Below are 13828 nucleotides of genomic sequence, written 5' to 3'. Positions count from 1 at the left end.
GATCCTGCTCCCCTTCCGGCCAAAGATCTCGCAGGATTGCGGTCAATGAATGGCCGGCGGGGTATGGGCATGGCTGTCCAGGGATTTATTTGGACGGCGGCTGCTTCCAGCGGCTCGCCGCCTTGTCGTCGGCCTCCCTGGCGTCGACCCAGCCGCCCTCGGAACCGTCGCTATGGTGTTCCTTTTTCCAGAACGGCGCGCGTGATTTCAAATAGTCCATCAGGAAATTCGCGGCCTCGAACGCCGCCTGCCGGTGGGCGGAAGCGGCCACCACCAGCACGATGTTTTCGCCGGGCGCGATCTTGCCGTGGCGATGGATGACGGTGAGCCCCTGCAGCGGCCAGCGCTCGATTGCCTCCCCGGCGATGCGGGATATCTCGGCTTCCGCCATGCCGGGATAATGTTCGAGCTCGAGCGCGGAGAGCCTGCCTTGCTCGTCGCGGCAAAGGCCGGAGAAGGTCACCACAGCGCCGATGTCGTTGCGACCCCTGGTCAGCCTGGCGATCTCGGCGGCGACGTCGAAATCCTCCGCCTGGATGCGCACGACCGGCACCACCGCGGACATGGTTCAGCCACCGGTCATCGGCGGGAACAGCGCGATCTCGCGCGCGCCGGCAATCTTCTCGCGGTGCTCGACATGTTCCTGGTTGATGGCGACGCGGATCACGTCAGGATATTGCAGCGCGTTCTCGTACTCCTCGCCTCGCGATTTCAGCCAGCGCAACAGGTCGGCGACCGTTTCGATGCCGGCCGGCAGTTCGACCTCTTCCTCCGGTCTGCCGATCCGCTCGCGCACCCAGGCGAAATAGATGAGCTTCGTCGACATTTTATTCATCCATGATGTGCTTGAGGCCGGCGCGGAAATAGTCGTAGCCGGTGTAGAGCGTCACCAGGGCCGCGATCCACAGCAGCACCAGCCCGGTCTGGGTGGTCAGCGGGAAGATCTTGTCGCCGGCGGGACCTGCAAGCAGGAAGGCGATGGCGATCATCTGGATGGTGGTCTTCCATTTGGCGAGCTGCGTCACCGGCACCGAGACCTTCAAGGCCGCCAGATATTCGCGCAGGCCCGAGACCAGGATCTCGCGGCACAGGATGATGATCGCCGCCCATAGCGACCAGCCGGCGATGCCGGCATGGCGGTCGGTGTCGGCGGCAAGCAGCAGCAGGCAAGTGGCGACCAGCAGCTTGTCGGCGATCGGGTCGAGCATCTTGCCGATGTTGGAGGTCTGCTGCCAGGCGCGCGCCAGATAGCCGTCGAAGTAATCGGTGATCGAGGCGAGCAGGAAAATGATGAGCGCCGACCAGCGCGCGAAGTCGCTCGATTTCAGATGGCCTTCCAGGAAGAAGCACAGCACCACCAGCGGCACCGCCAAGATGCGGGCGTAAGTGAGCATGTTGGGCAAGTTGAACGCGCGCTGAGCCATGTTTTGGGAACTCTTTCTGCCTGCTTAGTCAAATCAGAAGCGAATGTGGGGGGTCAACAGGCCAGAATCGATTAGCCAGCCGAAATGTCGGCAATACGTCTTAGCTCTCGTGAAAATGATTGTAGACCAATTTCGCCACCTGCTCGGAAATGCCGTCGACCTTGACCAGGTCCTCGACGGCGGCACGGCTGACGGCCTTGGCCGTGCCGAAATGCATCAGCAGCGCGCGCTTGCGGCCGGGTCCGATGCCGCTGATCTCGTCGAGCGGGCTCTTGACCATCTCCTTCTTGCGGCGGGCGCGGTGCGAACCGATGGCGAAACGATGGACCTCGTCGCGCAGCCGCTGGACGAAATAGAGGACCGGATCGCGTACGGGCAGCGAGAATGGGGCCTTGCCCTTGACGAAGAAGCGTTCGCGGCCTGCATCGCGGTCCTGACCCTTGGCGATGCCGATGGCCACGACGCGGTCCTCGATGCCGAGATCGGCGAGGATCTTGCGCACCGCCGTCATCTGCCCTTGGCCGCCGTCGATGAGGATGACGTCGGGCCAGGCCGGGAAGCCGCCGGCGTCCTCGATATCGTCGCCCGGTCCGGTAGGGCCCGCCTCGTCCGCGCCCTTGGCAAGCGGGGCGTCGCCATGTTCCTTCAATAGCCGCGAGAAGCGCCGCTGCATCACCTCGCGCATCATGCCGAAATCGTCGCCCGGCGTGATCTCGGTCGAGCGGATGTTGAACTTTCGATACTGGTTCTTCACAAAACCTTCCGGCCCGGCGACGACCATGGCGCCGACGGCGTTGGTGCCCATGATGTGCGAGTTGTCATAGACCTCGATGCGCACCGGCGGTTTTTCCAGGCCGAAGGTCTCGGCAAAGCCAGTGAGCAGCCGCGCCTGGGTCGAGGTTTCGGCGAGCCGCCGGCCGAGCGCCTCGCGCGCGTTCTGCAGCGCGTTGTCGGTCAGGTCCTTCTTCTCGCCTCGCTGCGGCACGGAGATCGACACCTTGCGGCCGGCGCGGGTGGAGAGGGCCTCCGCCAGCAATTCCTGGTCCTCGACGCCATGCGACAACAGGATGGTGCGTGGCGTCGGCTTGTCGTCGTAGAACTGCGCCAGGAACGATCCCAGCACCTCGCCGGCTTCGAGCGCCGGATCGGCCTTGGGAAAATAGGCGCGGTTGCCCCAGTTCTGGCCGGTGCGGAAGAAGAACACCTGGATGCAGACCTGGCCGCCCTCCTGATGGATGGCGAAGACATCTGCCTCGTCGACGGTCTGCGGATTGATGCCTTGATGGCTCTGCACATGCGACAGCGCCGCCAGCCGATCGCGATAGATGGCGGCGCGTTCGAAATCGAGGTTCTCCGAAGCCTGCTGCATGGCGGCGGAGATCTCCGTCTTCACCTTCTGGCTGCGGCCGGAGAGAAAATCCTTCGCCTCGGCGACAAGCCTTGCATAGTCGCCGTGCGAGATTTCGCCGGTGCACGGGCCGGCGCAGCGCTTGATCTGGAACAAAAGGCAAGGCCGGGTGCGGTTCTCGTAGAAGGAGTCGGTGCAGCTCCTGAGCAGGAAGGCGCGCTGCAGCGAGTTGATGGTACGGCCAACTGCGCCGGCCGAGGCGAAGGGGCCGAAATAGTCGCCCTTGCGCGAGCGCGCGCCGCGGTGCTTGTAAATACCGGGCGAGACATGGTCGCCGGTCAACAGGATATAGGGGAACGACTTGTCGTCGCGCATCAGCACGTTGAAGCGTGGCCGCAAGCGCTTGATGAGGTTGGCTTCAAGCAGCAGCGCTTCGATCTCGGTGCGGGTGACGACGAACTCCATGGTCGATGTCTCGCGCACCATGCGGCCGATACGGCTGGTGTGGAACCGGCCTTGCGCATAGCTGGTGACCCGCTTCTTCAGGCTGCGTGCCTTGCCGACATAGAGCACGTCGCCGGCGGCATTCATCATGCGGTAGACGCCGGGCGCATTGGGCAGCCGCTTTACCAGCGTCTGGATCACCTCGGCGCCGACCATGCCGTCGGCGTCGCCGGCATGCGGGGTCCAGTCGATGGCGGTGAAGGTAACGTCCGGACCGCTGGCTGCAGGCTCGACGACCTCCTCGGCCGCCTCGTCCTCAAGGTCGATTTCGGGCGGCAGGTCGTCGGCGCCACCGCGCGTTTTTTGTTTCTGGTCCATAGGGCTCATTCCGTCATGCCTGTCACATCGGGCGTCTGCCATGCAAGATGCTGGCCGCCGTCAAGCGCGATCATCTGGCCGGTGACCGAGCGTGCCGCCCAGAGATAACGGATAGTGGCACCGAATTCCGGCAATTCCGGGCCGCGTTTCAGGATCAGCCCGGCAATCTGGGCATCGAAATCGCTGTCGTGCTGGCGCGTGTTCTTCAAGGTCGGGCCAGGACCAATGGCGTTGACACGGATGCGGGGACCCAGCGCCTGCGCCATCATCTCGGTCGCCGCCCACAAGGTCGACTTCGACAGCGCATAGGAGAAATAACGCGGCGTCGGTCGCCAGACGCGCTGATCGATCATGTTGACGATCAGCCCCTCACTGTTCTGCGGCAAGGCCCGGGCGAAAGTCTGTGCCAACAGCGCCGGCGCCTTGACATGCATGGCGAAATGGCGATCCCAGGCCGGCCAGTCGAAATCCTCAACGCTGTCGTGCTCGAACAGCGAGGCGTTGTTGACCAGCAGCGACACCGGCCCGAGCGCCGCCGCCGCGCGACCGACTAGGTCGCCGACGGCGTCCATCTCGGTCAGGTCGGCAGCAACCACTGCGGCCCGGCCATGTCGACCAAAATGACCACTGTTGATTTCGGCCGCCAGTGCCTCCGCCTCGGCCAGCGAGCGATTGCAGTGAATGGCGACGGCAAAACCATGCGCGGCAAGGTCCTCGACGATCGCCCTGCCGATCCGCTTCGCCCCGCCCGTCACCAGTGCCGTCGCGGCGACCTTGCCCATCTGTCAATCCTTAATCCGATGCCGATTCCGACCTGCCGGGATCGCGCCGGCAAATTATGGCCCGCCAAGCGTTAAATCCCATTTCCACCTGGGGCAGGATTGTGGCAAAGTGGCCGGTGGGCGTTTTGGCTCGACCGGAATTCGGGCCAGCCCGCCCGCAATATAGGGCGCTGGAGCCCTTACACCAAGCCGTGTGCAGTGCAGCACGGCGAACCTGCTGACATTCGCTGTTGCGAAGATGCAACGTCAAGGTTCTGCCTCATTCGTGCCAGGTAATGACCCAAGTTCAGGTTCGCTTCAGCCGCATTTCGACACGACATTTGGAACCGTTGAACGCCGGATCCGTTTCACCCCCCGGACGGGTTGAGGGCGCTCATGAAAAAACAAGCCTGTGTCCTGTGGCTTAAGGAGTAAAGAACAATGCAAGCCAATCTTAAATTTGCGCGACCGCTCGCGGTGGCGTTTGGGCTGTTCGCCCTCGGCGGAACCGCCTATGCCGCGGACGTGGTTCAGGAAGAGCCGCCGGCACCTGCGCCGATCGCAGAACTTCCGGTCGCATCCTGGGCCGGTCCCTATGCCGGTGTGAGCGTCGGCTACGGCTTCGCTGGCCATGCCAAAGCCAAAGACATTGGCGTCGACGTCGACACCAAAGGTTTTGTCGGCGGCGTCTTCGGCGGCTATAACTGGCAGCAGGAGAACTTCGTCTACGGTGCCGAAGCCGATATCGGCTACAACGGCGTCAAGGGCGACGATGCCGGTATCGAGGCCAAGGGTGGCTTCGAGGGCTCGCTGCGTGCCCGCCTCGGCTACGCTGTCACCCCGGACATCCTGCTCTACGGCACCGCCGGTGGCGCGCTGAAGAACCAGAAGATTGAAGCTGCCGGCGTAAGCGACACCAACACGCAGTTTGGCTGGACAGCCGGCGTGGGTACCGACATCAAGATCACCGACAATGTGTTCGGCCGTGTCGAGTATCGTTACACGGACTTCGGCAGGAAGGACTTCGACGGTATCGGCAAGGTCAAGTCGACCGACAATCGCGTCACCTTCGGCGTCGGTATGAAGTTCTAAGTCGTCCAAGCCACGACACGAAAAAGCCGGGCCTCGCGCCCGGCTTTTTTTGTTGGCATCGGTTGAGACCGCTTGTCCTCAAGCCGGGATGGCGGGCTTCAGCTCCGGGAATTTCTCGTCGAAGCGTGCCGCCCAGCGCGTCAGCCGGCCGCGGCCCTTTTCCCATTTTCCAGCGAAGCGCAGCGAGAGATAGCCGAGGCAGGCGCGCAATGCGATCTGGCCGAGGGTGATTTTCTTCGGCAGCTTCGGCGGGTTCGCGTTGAGCAGATCGAGCGCGTCCGAAATCTTCGTCCACTGGCGCTCGAGCCAAGGCTGGTAGACCATCTCTTCCGGCCGTGTGCGCCGCTCATAGACCATCGACAGCGCGCAGTCGCAGATGCCGTCGGCCAATGCCTCCAGCACCTCCGCCTCAAGGCGCTTGTCGGGATTGCGCGGAAACAATGCGTTCTTCGACATCCGGTTGAGATGCTGGGTGATGGCGCGGCTGTCGTGGACCGAGCGGCCGTCATCGAGCACCAGCACCGGGATCTTGCCGAGCGGATTGGCGCCGATCAGTTCGGCCGGCCTTTCCTCGGTCTTTATCGGCACGAGATCGATCGCAATGCCGGCATGAAGTGCTGCCATGCGCACCTTGGAACTGTAGGGGGAAGTAGACGCGTAGAGCAGTCTGGGCATTGTCGATTCCTGTTTGCCGGCTACAGCTCCATAGGTCCTATTGGACGCGCAAAAGGACGCGGTAGCATTGTGACTTCGCGCATGACCCTTACCGAAAATCGATTCCGACGGGGGCTCGTGCGTGGCACTGTTGACCGATCATGCAGGATTCATCAACGGCCAGAGGCGGAAAACCGCGCCGCCAGCGTGCAGCCATAGTCTCGCGTTCGGATGCGATGAGCCGGAGGTGCGGCGGCAGACGCGAGCAGGTCGGACAATCCAGATCCGAGCAACTACCAACTCGGCCTTGCACCGAAGGTTGGTTTTGGCAGCCACGAATATCCCACCGGACTTCGCCGCATGGCGAAGTCCTGGGAGCTGCGAAAAGACGTCTTCCTCCCGCCTCTTTCTGGTCCTGCCCGACTGTCAACCAAGAAGCGAGGCGCCTGTCCGGCATCCCGCCCTGGCTGTCTTGAGTACTGTCCCCTGCGACAGCAGGACTGCGACTACTTCTTGGCCTTCGCCTTTGCGGGCGCTGCCTTCGGCTTGGCCGCGGGCGCTGCTTTCTTCACTGCTGCAGAAGATTTCGCAGCGGCGGCCTTTGCCGGTGCTGCCTTCTTCGCAGCGGGCTTCGCCGCGGCCTTTGCAGCCGGCTTCTTGGCCGGTGCCGCCTTCTTTGCCGGTGCAGCCTTGGCCTTGGCCGGTGCTGCTTTTGCCTTGGCCGGTGCTGCTTTCTTCACGGCTGGTTTTGCCGCGGCCTTGGCGGCCGGCTTTTTGGCCGGCGCTGCTTTTGCCTTAGGCGCAGCGGCCTTCGCTTTGACCGCGGGTGCTGCTTTCTTCACAGCAGTTGCGGCCTTTGCCGCGGCTGCTTTTGCCGGTGCTTTCTTTGCCGGTGACTTTGCCGGTGCCTTGGATGCCGGCGCTTTGGATGACTGCTTAGCCATATCATGCCCCTTCCGTTGTGCCGACGGCCGTTATTGACCCGGCGCGCATTGCATATCTGACTCGCGGCTTGCTAGCCAGCGAAGCATTAGAATGATTTTTGTAGCTTAAGTTTCGGTTACGGCGAGCGCGCGACCATTTTACCCGCGCAAAAATCGGCTGCGAATCTTTGTGTCCCGCAGCGAAGTTCTGCGACAGAAATTCTGGTCGCTCTATCTCGACCGGTCTTCTCGTCAAGCTCAGGACCTTTTCGACCCGCTTTGCGCTTCAACGTCCGACGCTCGGCGCGAACATTGTCAAGAGCGAAGGCGGCCGCCCGCCTCGTCTTGTCCGAAACGATAAACTACAGGTAAGTAGGAAGCAACGCGACGAGCACGCCGCTGCACTACTTGCACGACGCGATGAAAGTAAGCAGACAGCTCGCATTTCTGAATGACAGGATATCGCTCGATAGATCCAGTCGAGCCGACCGTGATCGAAAGCGCTTGGCCGTTCAGGCGCCGAGCGGCTCACGGCTCATCTGCAGCCGGCGCGAAGGCTCGGCCCTGTGGAGATGGACGGCGAAGGTATCCCATGGCGGCATGACGGAAATCTGCGCCAGGATGCGCCCCGCTTCACCGCGATGATAGCCGCCGTGCAGTACAACGTGGGTCAGCATTTCCTGTCGCGACATCAATGCCTTATCCCCGTCGGTGAACACGAATGCGACGGGCTCGGACAGCTGCCGCGAGGAAACGGTTTCGAGATAATCGAGATACCAGCGATCGGTCGCTGCGACCGCGGCGCGAAGTTCGTCGAATGCCGGCGTGTCCTCGGCGGTGTCGGCGGAGTAGCCATGGCTTGCGTCAACCAGGTGCGCCGAGAATATCCGCGACACCACATGGCTGTGATCGACGAGCCGTATCACGGCCTGCCGTTCCTTGCCGTGAACATGCGGGGCGAGACTCGCCAGCTTTTCCAGCAGTTCGTCATTGGCCCAGGCCTGATAGGCAAACAGGCTGCGAAGCAGAGCGAGCGCATTCATGGTCGGTGTCCTTTTCCGGAAATGCGAGTATGTTGTTTATATTTTCAGGAGAATGGGCGAACGTGTCTACTCGCATTGCAAAACCGCATCCGCGCATGCGCAAACAGCCGCGCCAGGCGCGTTCGAGGGCAACCGTCGAGGCGATCATCGAGGCGGCGGCTCATGTTCTGAGCGGGCTGGGGTGGGCCGGCTTCACCACCAACAAGGTTGCCGAGACAGCAGGTGTAAGCATCGGCACGCTCTATCAGTATTTTCCCGACAAGCTTTCCCTGCTCGCTGCCGTCCGGCGCCGTCACTTCGATCATGTGCTGTCGGTCATTCGCGATTCGGCGGAAGACCAAAAGCCGCTCAGGAAATTCGCGCAGGAGCTGGTGCGCGGCATGATCGCCGCGCACAGCATTCACCCGACACTACATCAGGTGCTGCTCGACGAGGCGCCGGGCGATCGCGGCTCCAGGGCCGCCCATGCTTCGTTCCAGGCGCAATACCTCAATCACTATGCGACTGCTGTCGCCACTTATCGCAAGCCAAGGAAAGGCGCCGACATGCAGACCGTGGCGCGCGTGCTGTCGTCAGCGATCGAAGGTGTGATCCACAATGCGGCACGCCGGAACATGCTCGCCGCGCCGGAGCTGCAAAAGCAACTCGTCGACCTGATCTGCGCCTACCTATCGGGAGCAGGCCGCATCGGTCGATAGCGCATGGCACGGCGGAAGTCGGGATTTCTGTGTGTCGTTCAAACCCGGCTTATGAGGTGCGGCAAGGACGATGCCAACAATGCCGCACCTGATGCGGCCAAGAGTGTGAGGACGATCTTTCGAAAAGTCGCCTCGCTAACGCCGATGTAGAGTCTCGCGCCAAGGAGTGTCGGTATCAACATCGCCGGCGCGACGACGGCAAACATCGGCAGCATTTCGAGCTTGATCTTTCCGGCCGCAAGATAGGCGGCCATCGTCATGGAGAGGGTCACAAGGTTGAAATTCTGGATGACAATACGCTGCCTGTCCTTTTCCCATTGGCGCAGCACGCACCACAGCGTTGGAACCGGGCCGGTGAAGCCGCCAAGTCCACCCATGATGCCGCCGACCAGACCTATTGCACCGTCTGCAACAGGACCCCCGACCGTGATGGGAGGGAGGCGACGCGCAAAGAGCATCAAGGGACACCAAACGACCAGCAGCGCGCCGAAGACCAGCTTGAACAACTGCACATCCAGCAAGGGCAGGATGGCGACACCGACCGGAATCCCTATGGTCCCGCCGATCAGGAAGGGCAGCAGAAGCCTGAGATCAAAACCCCGGCGGACGGTGACGGCAGCGATGATCTGACCGGTGAGCGCCCCAAAGACCGCCATGGCAGCAGCAAGCTGGGGCTCCACGGTCCAAACCCAAATCGACATGGCAACCAGGCTGAAAGCGAACCCGGAAAGCCCCTGGACGAAGCCTGCAACGACCGCGCCGAGAGCAACAGTATAAACAAGCGAATCCATGTAGTGCTGTTTCCCCGCAAAGTGATCGATGTGGTCGGTTGGCGTTGACATGCATGGAAGTCTACGATTTTCGCAACCTCGTCCGACCTTGGACCCTCAACACCAGAGAGGTATGAATGTCCTCCTTGCCGAGCTTGACATTTGTCACATGGTTTTCGGCTGATCCCAGATCAGCCGCGGCTTTCTACGCGAATTTCGGAATTGTCTTCAGGCAAGAGCAGCATGGCTCCGGTCCGATACATTTCTCGTTCCAAGGTGAAGGGCTTGCGATCGAACTCTATCCGGCAGAAGCAACGACGCCGGAAGGAGCGGGAACGATGATCGGCTTCGAAGTCGCCAACGCAGATGAAGCTGCTTCTGCCGCCAAGGCCAACGGCTTTGGAATCATTGCGGACGTCAAGGCGACAGCTATGGGCAGACGTGTGATCGTCCGTGATCCTGATGGCCGTCAGGTGTTCCTTTTCTCGACCACCTAAGTGACGCAACAATCCGTCGGGATCGGAAGGCGCTGGTCAGCGCAGGACGCGGCAGCGGCCGTTGTAGACCATCCAGCGGTCGAAGCCCGAGACGCAGAATTCGACATTGTCGCCGATCGAGGCAAAACCCTGGCCTTCCTCGATCAGGTACCAGATGGTGCGAGCGCCGCCGTCGGAGAGGCTGACGGTGGCGCCGCAATAACGGCGGCCGATCGGCCAGGTGTCGTCGGCCGGCAGATAGCGATGCTGGTGGATGCGCTGGAAGTCGACGATCTGCACATCCGGCAGATGCGGCACGTGATGCACCTGATAGGAGAAGCGGTCGGTGATCTTGTTCAGCACCCAGGCCTCGCCGCAGACGCCGCTATCCTCGTCGGTATAGATTGCAAGGTCGGCCGCCTGGACTGCCTGGGTGACGCCAAGAGGCGCGGCCAGCGGCGTGCAAAAGGCGAGCAGTGCGGCAAGGGCGGATTGGGCGAAGCGAGTCATGGCAGCCTCTCAAGGTCGACTGCGTGCACTGTGCGGATTCGCTGACGCGCGGTCAAGCGGTTGTAGCGACCGTGGTTGTGGTGACGATGGTTGCGCTGACGGAACGGCAGGGCCGCGCCTCAAACTACTCTCCCGCCAGCCAGTCCAGCGTCCAATGCGACGGCTGCTCAAGTGCAAGCAGCCGGTGCAGCGCCGGCAGCAGCGTCCGTAACTCGCCTTCCAGCGTGAAGGGCGGATTGACCACCACCATGCCGCAGCCGTCGAGGCTTGGCTCGGCCGAGGCCGGCCTGATCTCAAAGCCGATGTCGAGCAGCTTCGGAATGCCTGTCTGCTTCAGCGCCGCGCGGAAGGCGGCGACCGCCTTGCGGTCCTTGAGCGGATACCACAGCGCGTAAATGCCACCGGGCCAGCGTCGGTGGGCCCTTTGCAGTCCGTCGACGAGGCGGTCGAACTCGCCCTCTTCCTCGAAAGGCGGATCGATGAGCACGAGGCCGCGCTTTTCCTTTGGCGGCAGATGCGCGCCGAGGGCCAGCCAGCCGTCGAGCTCGATCACCCGGGTCTGGAAGTCGCCGTCGAACAGCGCCTTCAGCCTGGCGGCATCCTTAGGGTGCAGTTCGACTGCCGACAGCCGGTCCTGCTTGCGCATCAGGTGCCGGGCGATCAGCGGTGAACCCGGGTATTTTTTCACGCCGCCCTCCGGATTGAGCGAATGGACGGCTTCAAGATACGGCGCCAGCAGTACTGCCGCCGGCGCATCGAGTGCGGCGTCGACCAGCCGGCCGATGCCGCCTTGCCATTCGCCGGTCTTTTGCGCTTCGGTCGAGGACAGATCGTAGCGGGCGATGCCGGCATGGGTGTCGATGACCCGAAACGCCTTGTCCTTCTGCTTCAGATATTCGATCAGCCGGCTGAGCACGACATGCTTGACGACGTCGGCGAAGTTCCCGGCGTGGTAGGCGTGGCGATAGTTCAATTGGAGCCCCTGCCCCAGCGCGGCGGTGGCGGCTGCGAGTTTGGATTTTCCGGCCGGCGGCCGCCGAAACGGAATGCCAGCACCAGCCCGACCAGGCCGGCCGCCATCAGGGAAAAACCGACCGGGCGCGCCCGGCGGTCGACCTCGCCGGCACCCGAGCGCAGGACGAGATCGACGGCCCGCATCGGAATGCCTTCGGCGTCGCCCGGACCGACGGTGAAGATGTAGGAACCAGGGGTAACGGTCGGGATCAGGCCGGCCTCGTCGCGAAAGATCCTGTCCGGCAGTTGCGGGCTGACCTGGCGTGGATTGTCGGAGTGATTGAACTGCAGCGTCGAGGCGAGCACCGTCCTGCCGCCGGTGGCGGCAGTGAGGGTCAACACAGTGCGCTGCTGCGAGACGATGCGCTCGGCTCTCGCCGTAAGGTCGACCAGCACGCGTAGCGGCCCGTCGCGTGCGCTCAGGGGCACGGTCACCGGCTTGAACCGGCCCTGGTCGTAAACCCGCCAGGTGCCGATCTCACGGCCGGAGAAATTGGTCATCGCCCAGGGATAGACGACGCCGATGCCGGTACCGATGAGCAGTATCAGGGCGAACAGGGAGCGCATAACGTCAAGACCCGGTGTTCGGCGCGCTGGCGCAGTCGCGGGCGTTCTCCATTTCGTCCAGGAGCATGTCAAGGCCGAGATCAAACGTCCGGTCGAATTCGGCGGTGCCGAAATAACGCCCGGCCGCAGCTACTTTTGGAAAATCCTGCGCCAGTTGCTCGTCGCTGACGATGGTCACGGCCGAAGGCCCCTTTGCATAGCCGGCAGTCTCGTCGAGGATGGCACCCATCAGATAATAGCCGGTGGTGCGGAACAGCCGCGCACCCAGTTCCGGTCCGAAGCCGCCGGCCTCGAACACGCCAAGGATGCCGTTCAGCCAAGTGAGACAGGTCGGCGAATTCATCCGGTAGGTTACAAGGAACGTGGCAAAGGCCGGGTGCTCACGCGCGACGCGGCGGAAATCCTGCACGGCAATGCGTAACCTTTGTCGCCAAGGGAGGTCCGCGTCGGGCATTTCGAGGGAGCCGATCAGCCGATCCACCAAGGCTTCGAAGAGATGCGCCACCGAAGGAAAGTGGTGATAGATGCTCATCGCCTCGCAGCCGAGTTCTGCCGCCAGCTTGCGCATCGAAAACCCGGCGAGGCCCTCGCTCTCGATAACCTTCAAAGCCGCATCCTCGATCATCTCGCGAGACAGCCGGCCGCGCAGTCGCTTTTTTTTGATCGATGTGTCCATGGTGCCGCTTGACAACTTACACTGTAAGGTTCATTTTTGACGTTACCTTACACCGTAAGGCAAACAAACGCCAGAGGAGAATGTCATGTCTGCTATCGTACTCTTTCATCAACGCATTCTTCCATCCGCCGCGCCTGCCTGCTCGCCGCCACCTGTGTGCTGACCCTGGCTGCAGCTCCTTCTTATGCCGATGAGTATGACGCGACCGTCAAGGACATCCAGTCGACCATGGGCGGGGTGCCCGGTTTCGTAAAGCAGTTCCCGAAAGCCGGTCTGCCCGGTGCATGGGCCGAGGTCAAGGCCATCCAGCTCAGCGACAAGACGGCGCTGCCGCCGAAGGTCAAGTCGCTGATCTCGCTGGCGGTGGCGGCGCAAATCCCGTGCAACTACTGCATCTGGTCGGACACGCAGGACGCCAAGCGCGCCGGCGCCACCGACGAGGAGATCCAGGAGGCGGTCGCCGTTTCAGCGCTGACCCGCCATTGGAGCACCATCTTCAACGGCATGCAGGTCGATTTCGATACGTTCAGGAAGGAGATGGGCGGGCAGTAATGCTTTCGTTACTAGAGCGGGACGCGTTCAGACTGAATTAGCCTTCCCGCTTTGACTGTTTGTGTGATCCGCCAGCACCTCATCGATGACCCGCCACGATTTTTCCGCCTCGCGCTGGTTGCCGTCATGTCCCGAAGCGACGATCAGCGCCTTCCACAACGCCCAGCCCCGTGCGCGCGCCCAGCTGTGCTCGTCAAGGGCAATGGCGTCGCGGAACGCCTGACGGCTCTCGCCGTAAAATTCCGTCCACGCGATCACCAGATCACAGGCAGGATCGCCGATAGCCGAACTACCGAAATCGACGACCGCGTAGAGTTTGCCATCTTCGACGAGCAGATTGCCCGAGGCGACGTCGCCATGGACCCAGACCGGCGGGCCGAGGCCAAGCGCGGGAACGGCCGGACCCCCCACCGCCCCCGCGGCGGGCGTGTGGATGCGGCCCCCCCGCCCCGCGCGCGCCGCGCGGGGGGGGGCGGCGGAGACGCAAAGCCGCCCCCC

At 62.6% G+C, this 13828-nt stretch carries 18 protein-coding genes; 5 read left to right on the top strand and 13 right to left on the bottom strand.

Annotated features, from left to right (window positions below):
* Positions 1 to 85: 85 nt before the first annotated feature.
* The 5 genes from NKI58_RS30800 to NKI58_RS30780 all read right to left on the bottom strand — a co-directional run bounded on the left by NKI58_RS30800 (position 86) and on the right by NKI58_RS30780 (position 4376).
* Positions 86 to 565 carry a molybdenum cofactor biosynthesis protein MoaE gene (locus NKI58_RS30800; RefSeq protein ID WP_352785970.1) on the bottom strand — a complete coding sequence of 160 codons (480 nt, stop codon included), beginning with the start codon at positions 563 to 565 and terminating at the stop codon, positions 86 to 88.
* A 3-nt stretch (positions 566 to 568) separates the two neighbouring features.
* Positions 569 to 826 carry a molybdopterin converting factor subunit 1 gene (moaD, locus tag NKI58_RS30795; protein ID WP_023677674.1) on the bottom strand — a complete coding sequence of 86 codons (258 nt, stop codon included), beginning with the start codon at positions 824 to 826 and terminating at the stop codon, positions 569 to 571.
* Position 827: 1 nt separating this feature from the next.
* Positions 828 to 1424 (bottom strand): CDP-diacylglycerol--glycerol-3-phosphate 3-phosphatidyltransferase, encoded by a 597-nt coding sequence (pgsA, locus tag NKI58_RS30790; RefSeq protein ID WP_352481786.1) that lies wholly within the window; start codon positions 1422 to 1424, stop codon positions 828 to 830.
* Between the two features lie 100 nt (positions 1425 to 1524).
* The gene (uvrC, locus tag NKI58_RS30785) at positions 1525 to 3603 is read right to left on the bottom strand and encodes an excinuclease ABC subunit UvrC (RefSeq protein WP_352785967.1); all 2079 of its coding nucleotides are present in this window, start codon (positions 3601 to 3603) and stop codon (positions 1525 to 1527) included.
* The gene (locus tag NKI58_RS30780) at positions 3600 to 4376 is read right to left on the bottom strand and encodes an SDR family oxidoreductase (RefSeq protein ID WP_352785964.1); all 777 of its coding nucleotides are present in this window, start codon (positions 4374 to 4376) and stop codon (positions 3600 to 3602) included. The genes uvrC and NKI58_RS30780 overlap by 4 nt, the downstream gene beginning before the upstream one ends.
* A 420-nt stretch (positions 4377 to 4796) precedes the next feature.
* Between NKI58_RS30780 and NKI58_RS30775 the strand changes: the two genes are divergently transcribed.
* Positions 4797 to 5447 (top strand): outer membrane protein, encoded by a 651-nt coding sequence (locus NKI58_RS30775; RefSeq protein WP_292662341.1) that lies wholly within the window; start codon positions 4797 to 4799, stop codon positions 5445 to 5447.
* A gap of 78 nt (positions 5448 to 5525) precedes the next feature.
* Here the strand turns inward: NKI58_RS30775 and NKI58_RS30770 are convergent, their stop codons facing one another.
* Entirely contained in the window at positions 5526 to 6122 is a 597-nt protein-coding gene (locus NKI58_RS30770; RefSeq protein ID WP_352616663.1) for a glutathione S-transferase family protein, read from the bottom strand.
* Between the two features lie 339 nt (positions 6123 to 6461).
* On the opposite strand from NKI58_RS30770, the gene NKI58_RS30765 reads away from it, so the two are divergent.
* Complete coding sequence (locus tag NKI58_RS30765) at positions 6462 to 7082, top strand: hypothetical protein (protein ID WP_352854188.1); 621 nt, start codon at positions 6462 to 6464, stop codon at positions 7080 to 7082.
* A 454-nt stretch (positions 7083 to 7536) separates the two neighbouring features.
* Here NKI58_RS30765 and NKI58_RS30760 read toward each other — a convergent pair whose 3' ends face one another.
* Positions 7537 to 8067 (bottom strand): DinB family protein, encoded by a 531-nt coding sequence (locus NKI58_RS30760; RefSeq protein ID WP_352825560.1) that lies wholly within the window; start codon positions 8065 to 8067, stop codon positions 7537 to 7539.
* Between the two features lie 62 nt (positions 8068 to 8129).
* On the opposite strand from NKI58_RS30760, the gene NKI58_RS30755 reads away from it, so the two are divergent.
* Positions 8130 to 8765: a TetR/AcrR family transcriptional regulator gene (locus tag NKI58_RS30755; protein ID WP_502896910.1), complete on the top strand. Its 636-nt coding sequence runs from the start codon at positions 8130 to 8132 to the stop codon at positions 8763 to 8765.
* Between the two features lie 38 nt (positions 8766 to 8803).
* Here the strand turns inward: NKI58_RS30755 and NKI58_RS30750 are convergent, their stop codons facing one another.
* Complete coding sequence (locus NKI58_RS30750; RefSeq protein ID WP_352622388.1) at positions 8804 to 9556, bottom strand: sulfite exporter TauE/SafE family protein; 753 nt, start codon at positions 9554 to 9556, stop codon at positions 8804 to 8806.
* Positions 9557 to 9672: 116 nt separating this feature from the next.
* Here NKI58_RS30750 and NKI58_RS30745 point away from each other — a divergent pair, with 116 nt between their 5' ends.
* Entirely contained in the window at positions 9673 to 10032 is a 360-nt protein-coding gene (locus tag NKI58_RS30745) for a VOC family protein (protein ID WP_352785955.1), read from the top strand.
* Positions 10033 to 10068: 36 nt separating this feature from the next.
* Here the strand turns inward: NKI58_RS30745 and NKI58_RS30740 are convergent, their stop codons facing one another.
* The 4 genes from NKI58_RS30740 to NKI58_RS30725 all read right to left on the bottom strand — a co-directional run bounded on the left by NKI58_RS30740 (position 10069) and on the right by NKI58_RS30725 (position 12778).
* The gene (locus NKI58_RS30740; protein WP_023677684.1) at positions 10069 to 10521 is read right to left on the bottom strand and encodes a hypothetical protein; all 453 of its coding nucleotides are present in this window, start codon (positions 10519 to 10521) and stop codon (positions 10069 to 10071) included.
* Between the two features lie 124 nt (positions 10522 to 10645).
* Positions 10646 to 11494, bottom strand: coding sequence for a 23S rRNA (adenine(2030)-N(6))-methyltransferase RlmJ (locus tag NKI58_RS30735; RefSeq protein ID WP_352785953.1), 849 nt, complete (start codon positions 11492 to 11494; stop codon positions 10646 to 10648).
* Positions 11491 to 12102, bottom strand: a complete 612-nt coding sequence (locus NKI58_RS30730; RefSeq protein ID WP_023677686.1) for a hypothetical protein — start codon at positions 12100 to 12102, stop codon at positions 11491 to 11493. Before NKI58_RS30730 ends, NKI58_RS30735 begins: the two co-directional genes overlap by 4 nt.
* A gap of 4 nt (positions 12103 to 12106) precedes the next feature.
* A complete protein-coding gene (locus NKI58_RS30725; RefSeq protein WP_352785950.1) occupies positions 12107 to 12778 on the bottom strand; it encodes a TetR/AcrR family transcriptional regulator in 672 nt (223 codons plus the stop codon).
* A 156-nt stretch (positions 12779 to 12934) separates the two neighbouring features.
* On the opposite strand from NKI58_RS30725, the gene NKI58_RS30720 reads away from it, so the two are divergent.
* Positions 12935 to 13330 (top strand): carboxymuconolactone decarboxylase family protein, encoded by a 396-nt coding sequence (locus NKI58_RS30720; protein ID WP_245274737.1) that lies wholly within the window; start codon positions 12935 to 12937, stop codon positions 13328 to 13330.
* 27 nt (positions 13331 to 13357) lie between these two features.
* On the opposite strand, the gene NKI58_RS30715 is transcribed toward NKI58_RS30720, so the two are convergent.
* Positions 13358 to 13828: phosphotransferase (locus tag NKI58_RS30715; protein WP_352854186.1), on the bottom strand; the 471-nt coding region annotated here is incomplete at its 5' end.

Origin of the sequence: Mesorhizobium sp. M0522 (assembly GCF_040321085.1) — a bacterium.
In the GTDB taxonomy this organism is placed as follows: Bacteria; Pseudomonadota; Alphaproteobacteria; order Rhizobiales; family Rhizobiaceae; genus Mesorhizobium.
Note: the sequence above shows the minus strand (reverse complement) of the source record. Positions and strands in the feature narration are given on the sequence as shown.

What these genes read in the sequence shown, in the direction of transcription:
- NKI58_RS30800 (WP_352785970.1), bottom strand. Translation starts at nt 565, where the DNA reads ATGTCCGCGGTGGTGCCGGTCGTGCGCATCCAGGCGGAGGATTTCGAC.
- moaD (WP_023677674.1), bottom strand. Translation starts at nt 826, where the DNA reads ATGTCGACGAAGCTCATCTATTTCGCCTGGGTGCGCGAGCGGATCGGC.
- pgsA (WP_352481786.1), bottom strand. Translation starts at nt 1,424, where the DNA reads ATGGCTCAGCGCGCGTTCAACTTGCCCAACATGCTCACTTACGCCCGC.
- uvrC (WP_352785967.1), bottom strand. Translation starts at nt 3,603, where the DNA reads ATGAGCCCTATGGACCAGAAACAAAAAACGCGCGGTGGCGCCGACGAC.
- NKI58_RS30780 (WP_352785964.1), bottom strand. Translation starts at nt 4,376, where the DNA reads ATGGGCAAGGTCGCCGCGACGGCACTGGTGACGGGCGGGGCGAAGCGG.
- NKI58_RS30775 (WP_292662341.1), top strand. Translation starts at nt 4,797, where the DNA reads ATGCAAGCCAATCTTAAATTTGCGCGACCGCTCGCGGTGGCGTTTGGG.
- NKI58_RS30770 (WP_352616663.1), bottom strand. Translation starts at nt 6,122, where the DNA reads ATGCCCAGACTGCTCTACGCGTCTACTTCCCCCTACAGTTCCAAGGTG.
- NKI58_RS30765 (WP_352854188.1), top strand. Translation starts at nt 6,462, where the DNA reads ATGGCGAAGTCCTGGGAGCTGCGAAAAGACGTCTTCCTCCCGCCTCTT.
- NKI58_RS30760 (WP_352825560.1), bottom strand. Translation starts at nt 8,067, where the DNA reads ATGAATGCGCTCGCTCTGCTTCGCAGCCTGTTTGCCTATCAGGCCTGG.
- NKI58_RS30750 (WP_352622388.1), bottom strand. Translation starts at nt 9,556, where the DNA reads ATGGATTCGCTTGTTTATACTGTTGCTCTCGGCGCGGTCGTTGCAGGC.
- NKI58_RS30745 (WP_352785955.1), top strand. Translation starts at nt 9,673, where the DNA reads ATGTCCTCCTTGCCGAGCTTGACATTTGTCACATGGTTTTCGGCTGAT.
- NKI58_RS30740 (WP_023677684.1), bottom strand. Translation starts at nt 10,521, where the DNA reads ATGACTCGCTTCGCCCAATCCGCCCTTGCCGCACTGCTCGCCTTTTGC.
- NKI58_RS30730 (WP_023677686.1), bottom strand. Translation starts at nt 12,102, where the DNA reads ATGCGCTCCCTGTTCGCCCTGATACTGCTCATCGGTACCGGCATCGGC.
- NKI58_RS30725 (WP_352785950.1), bottom strand. Translation starts at nt 12,778, where the DNA reads ATGGACACATCGATCAAAAAAAAGCGACTGCGCGGCCGGCTGTCTCGC.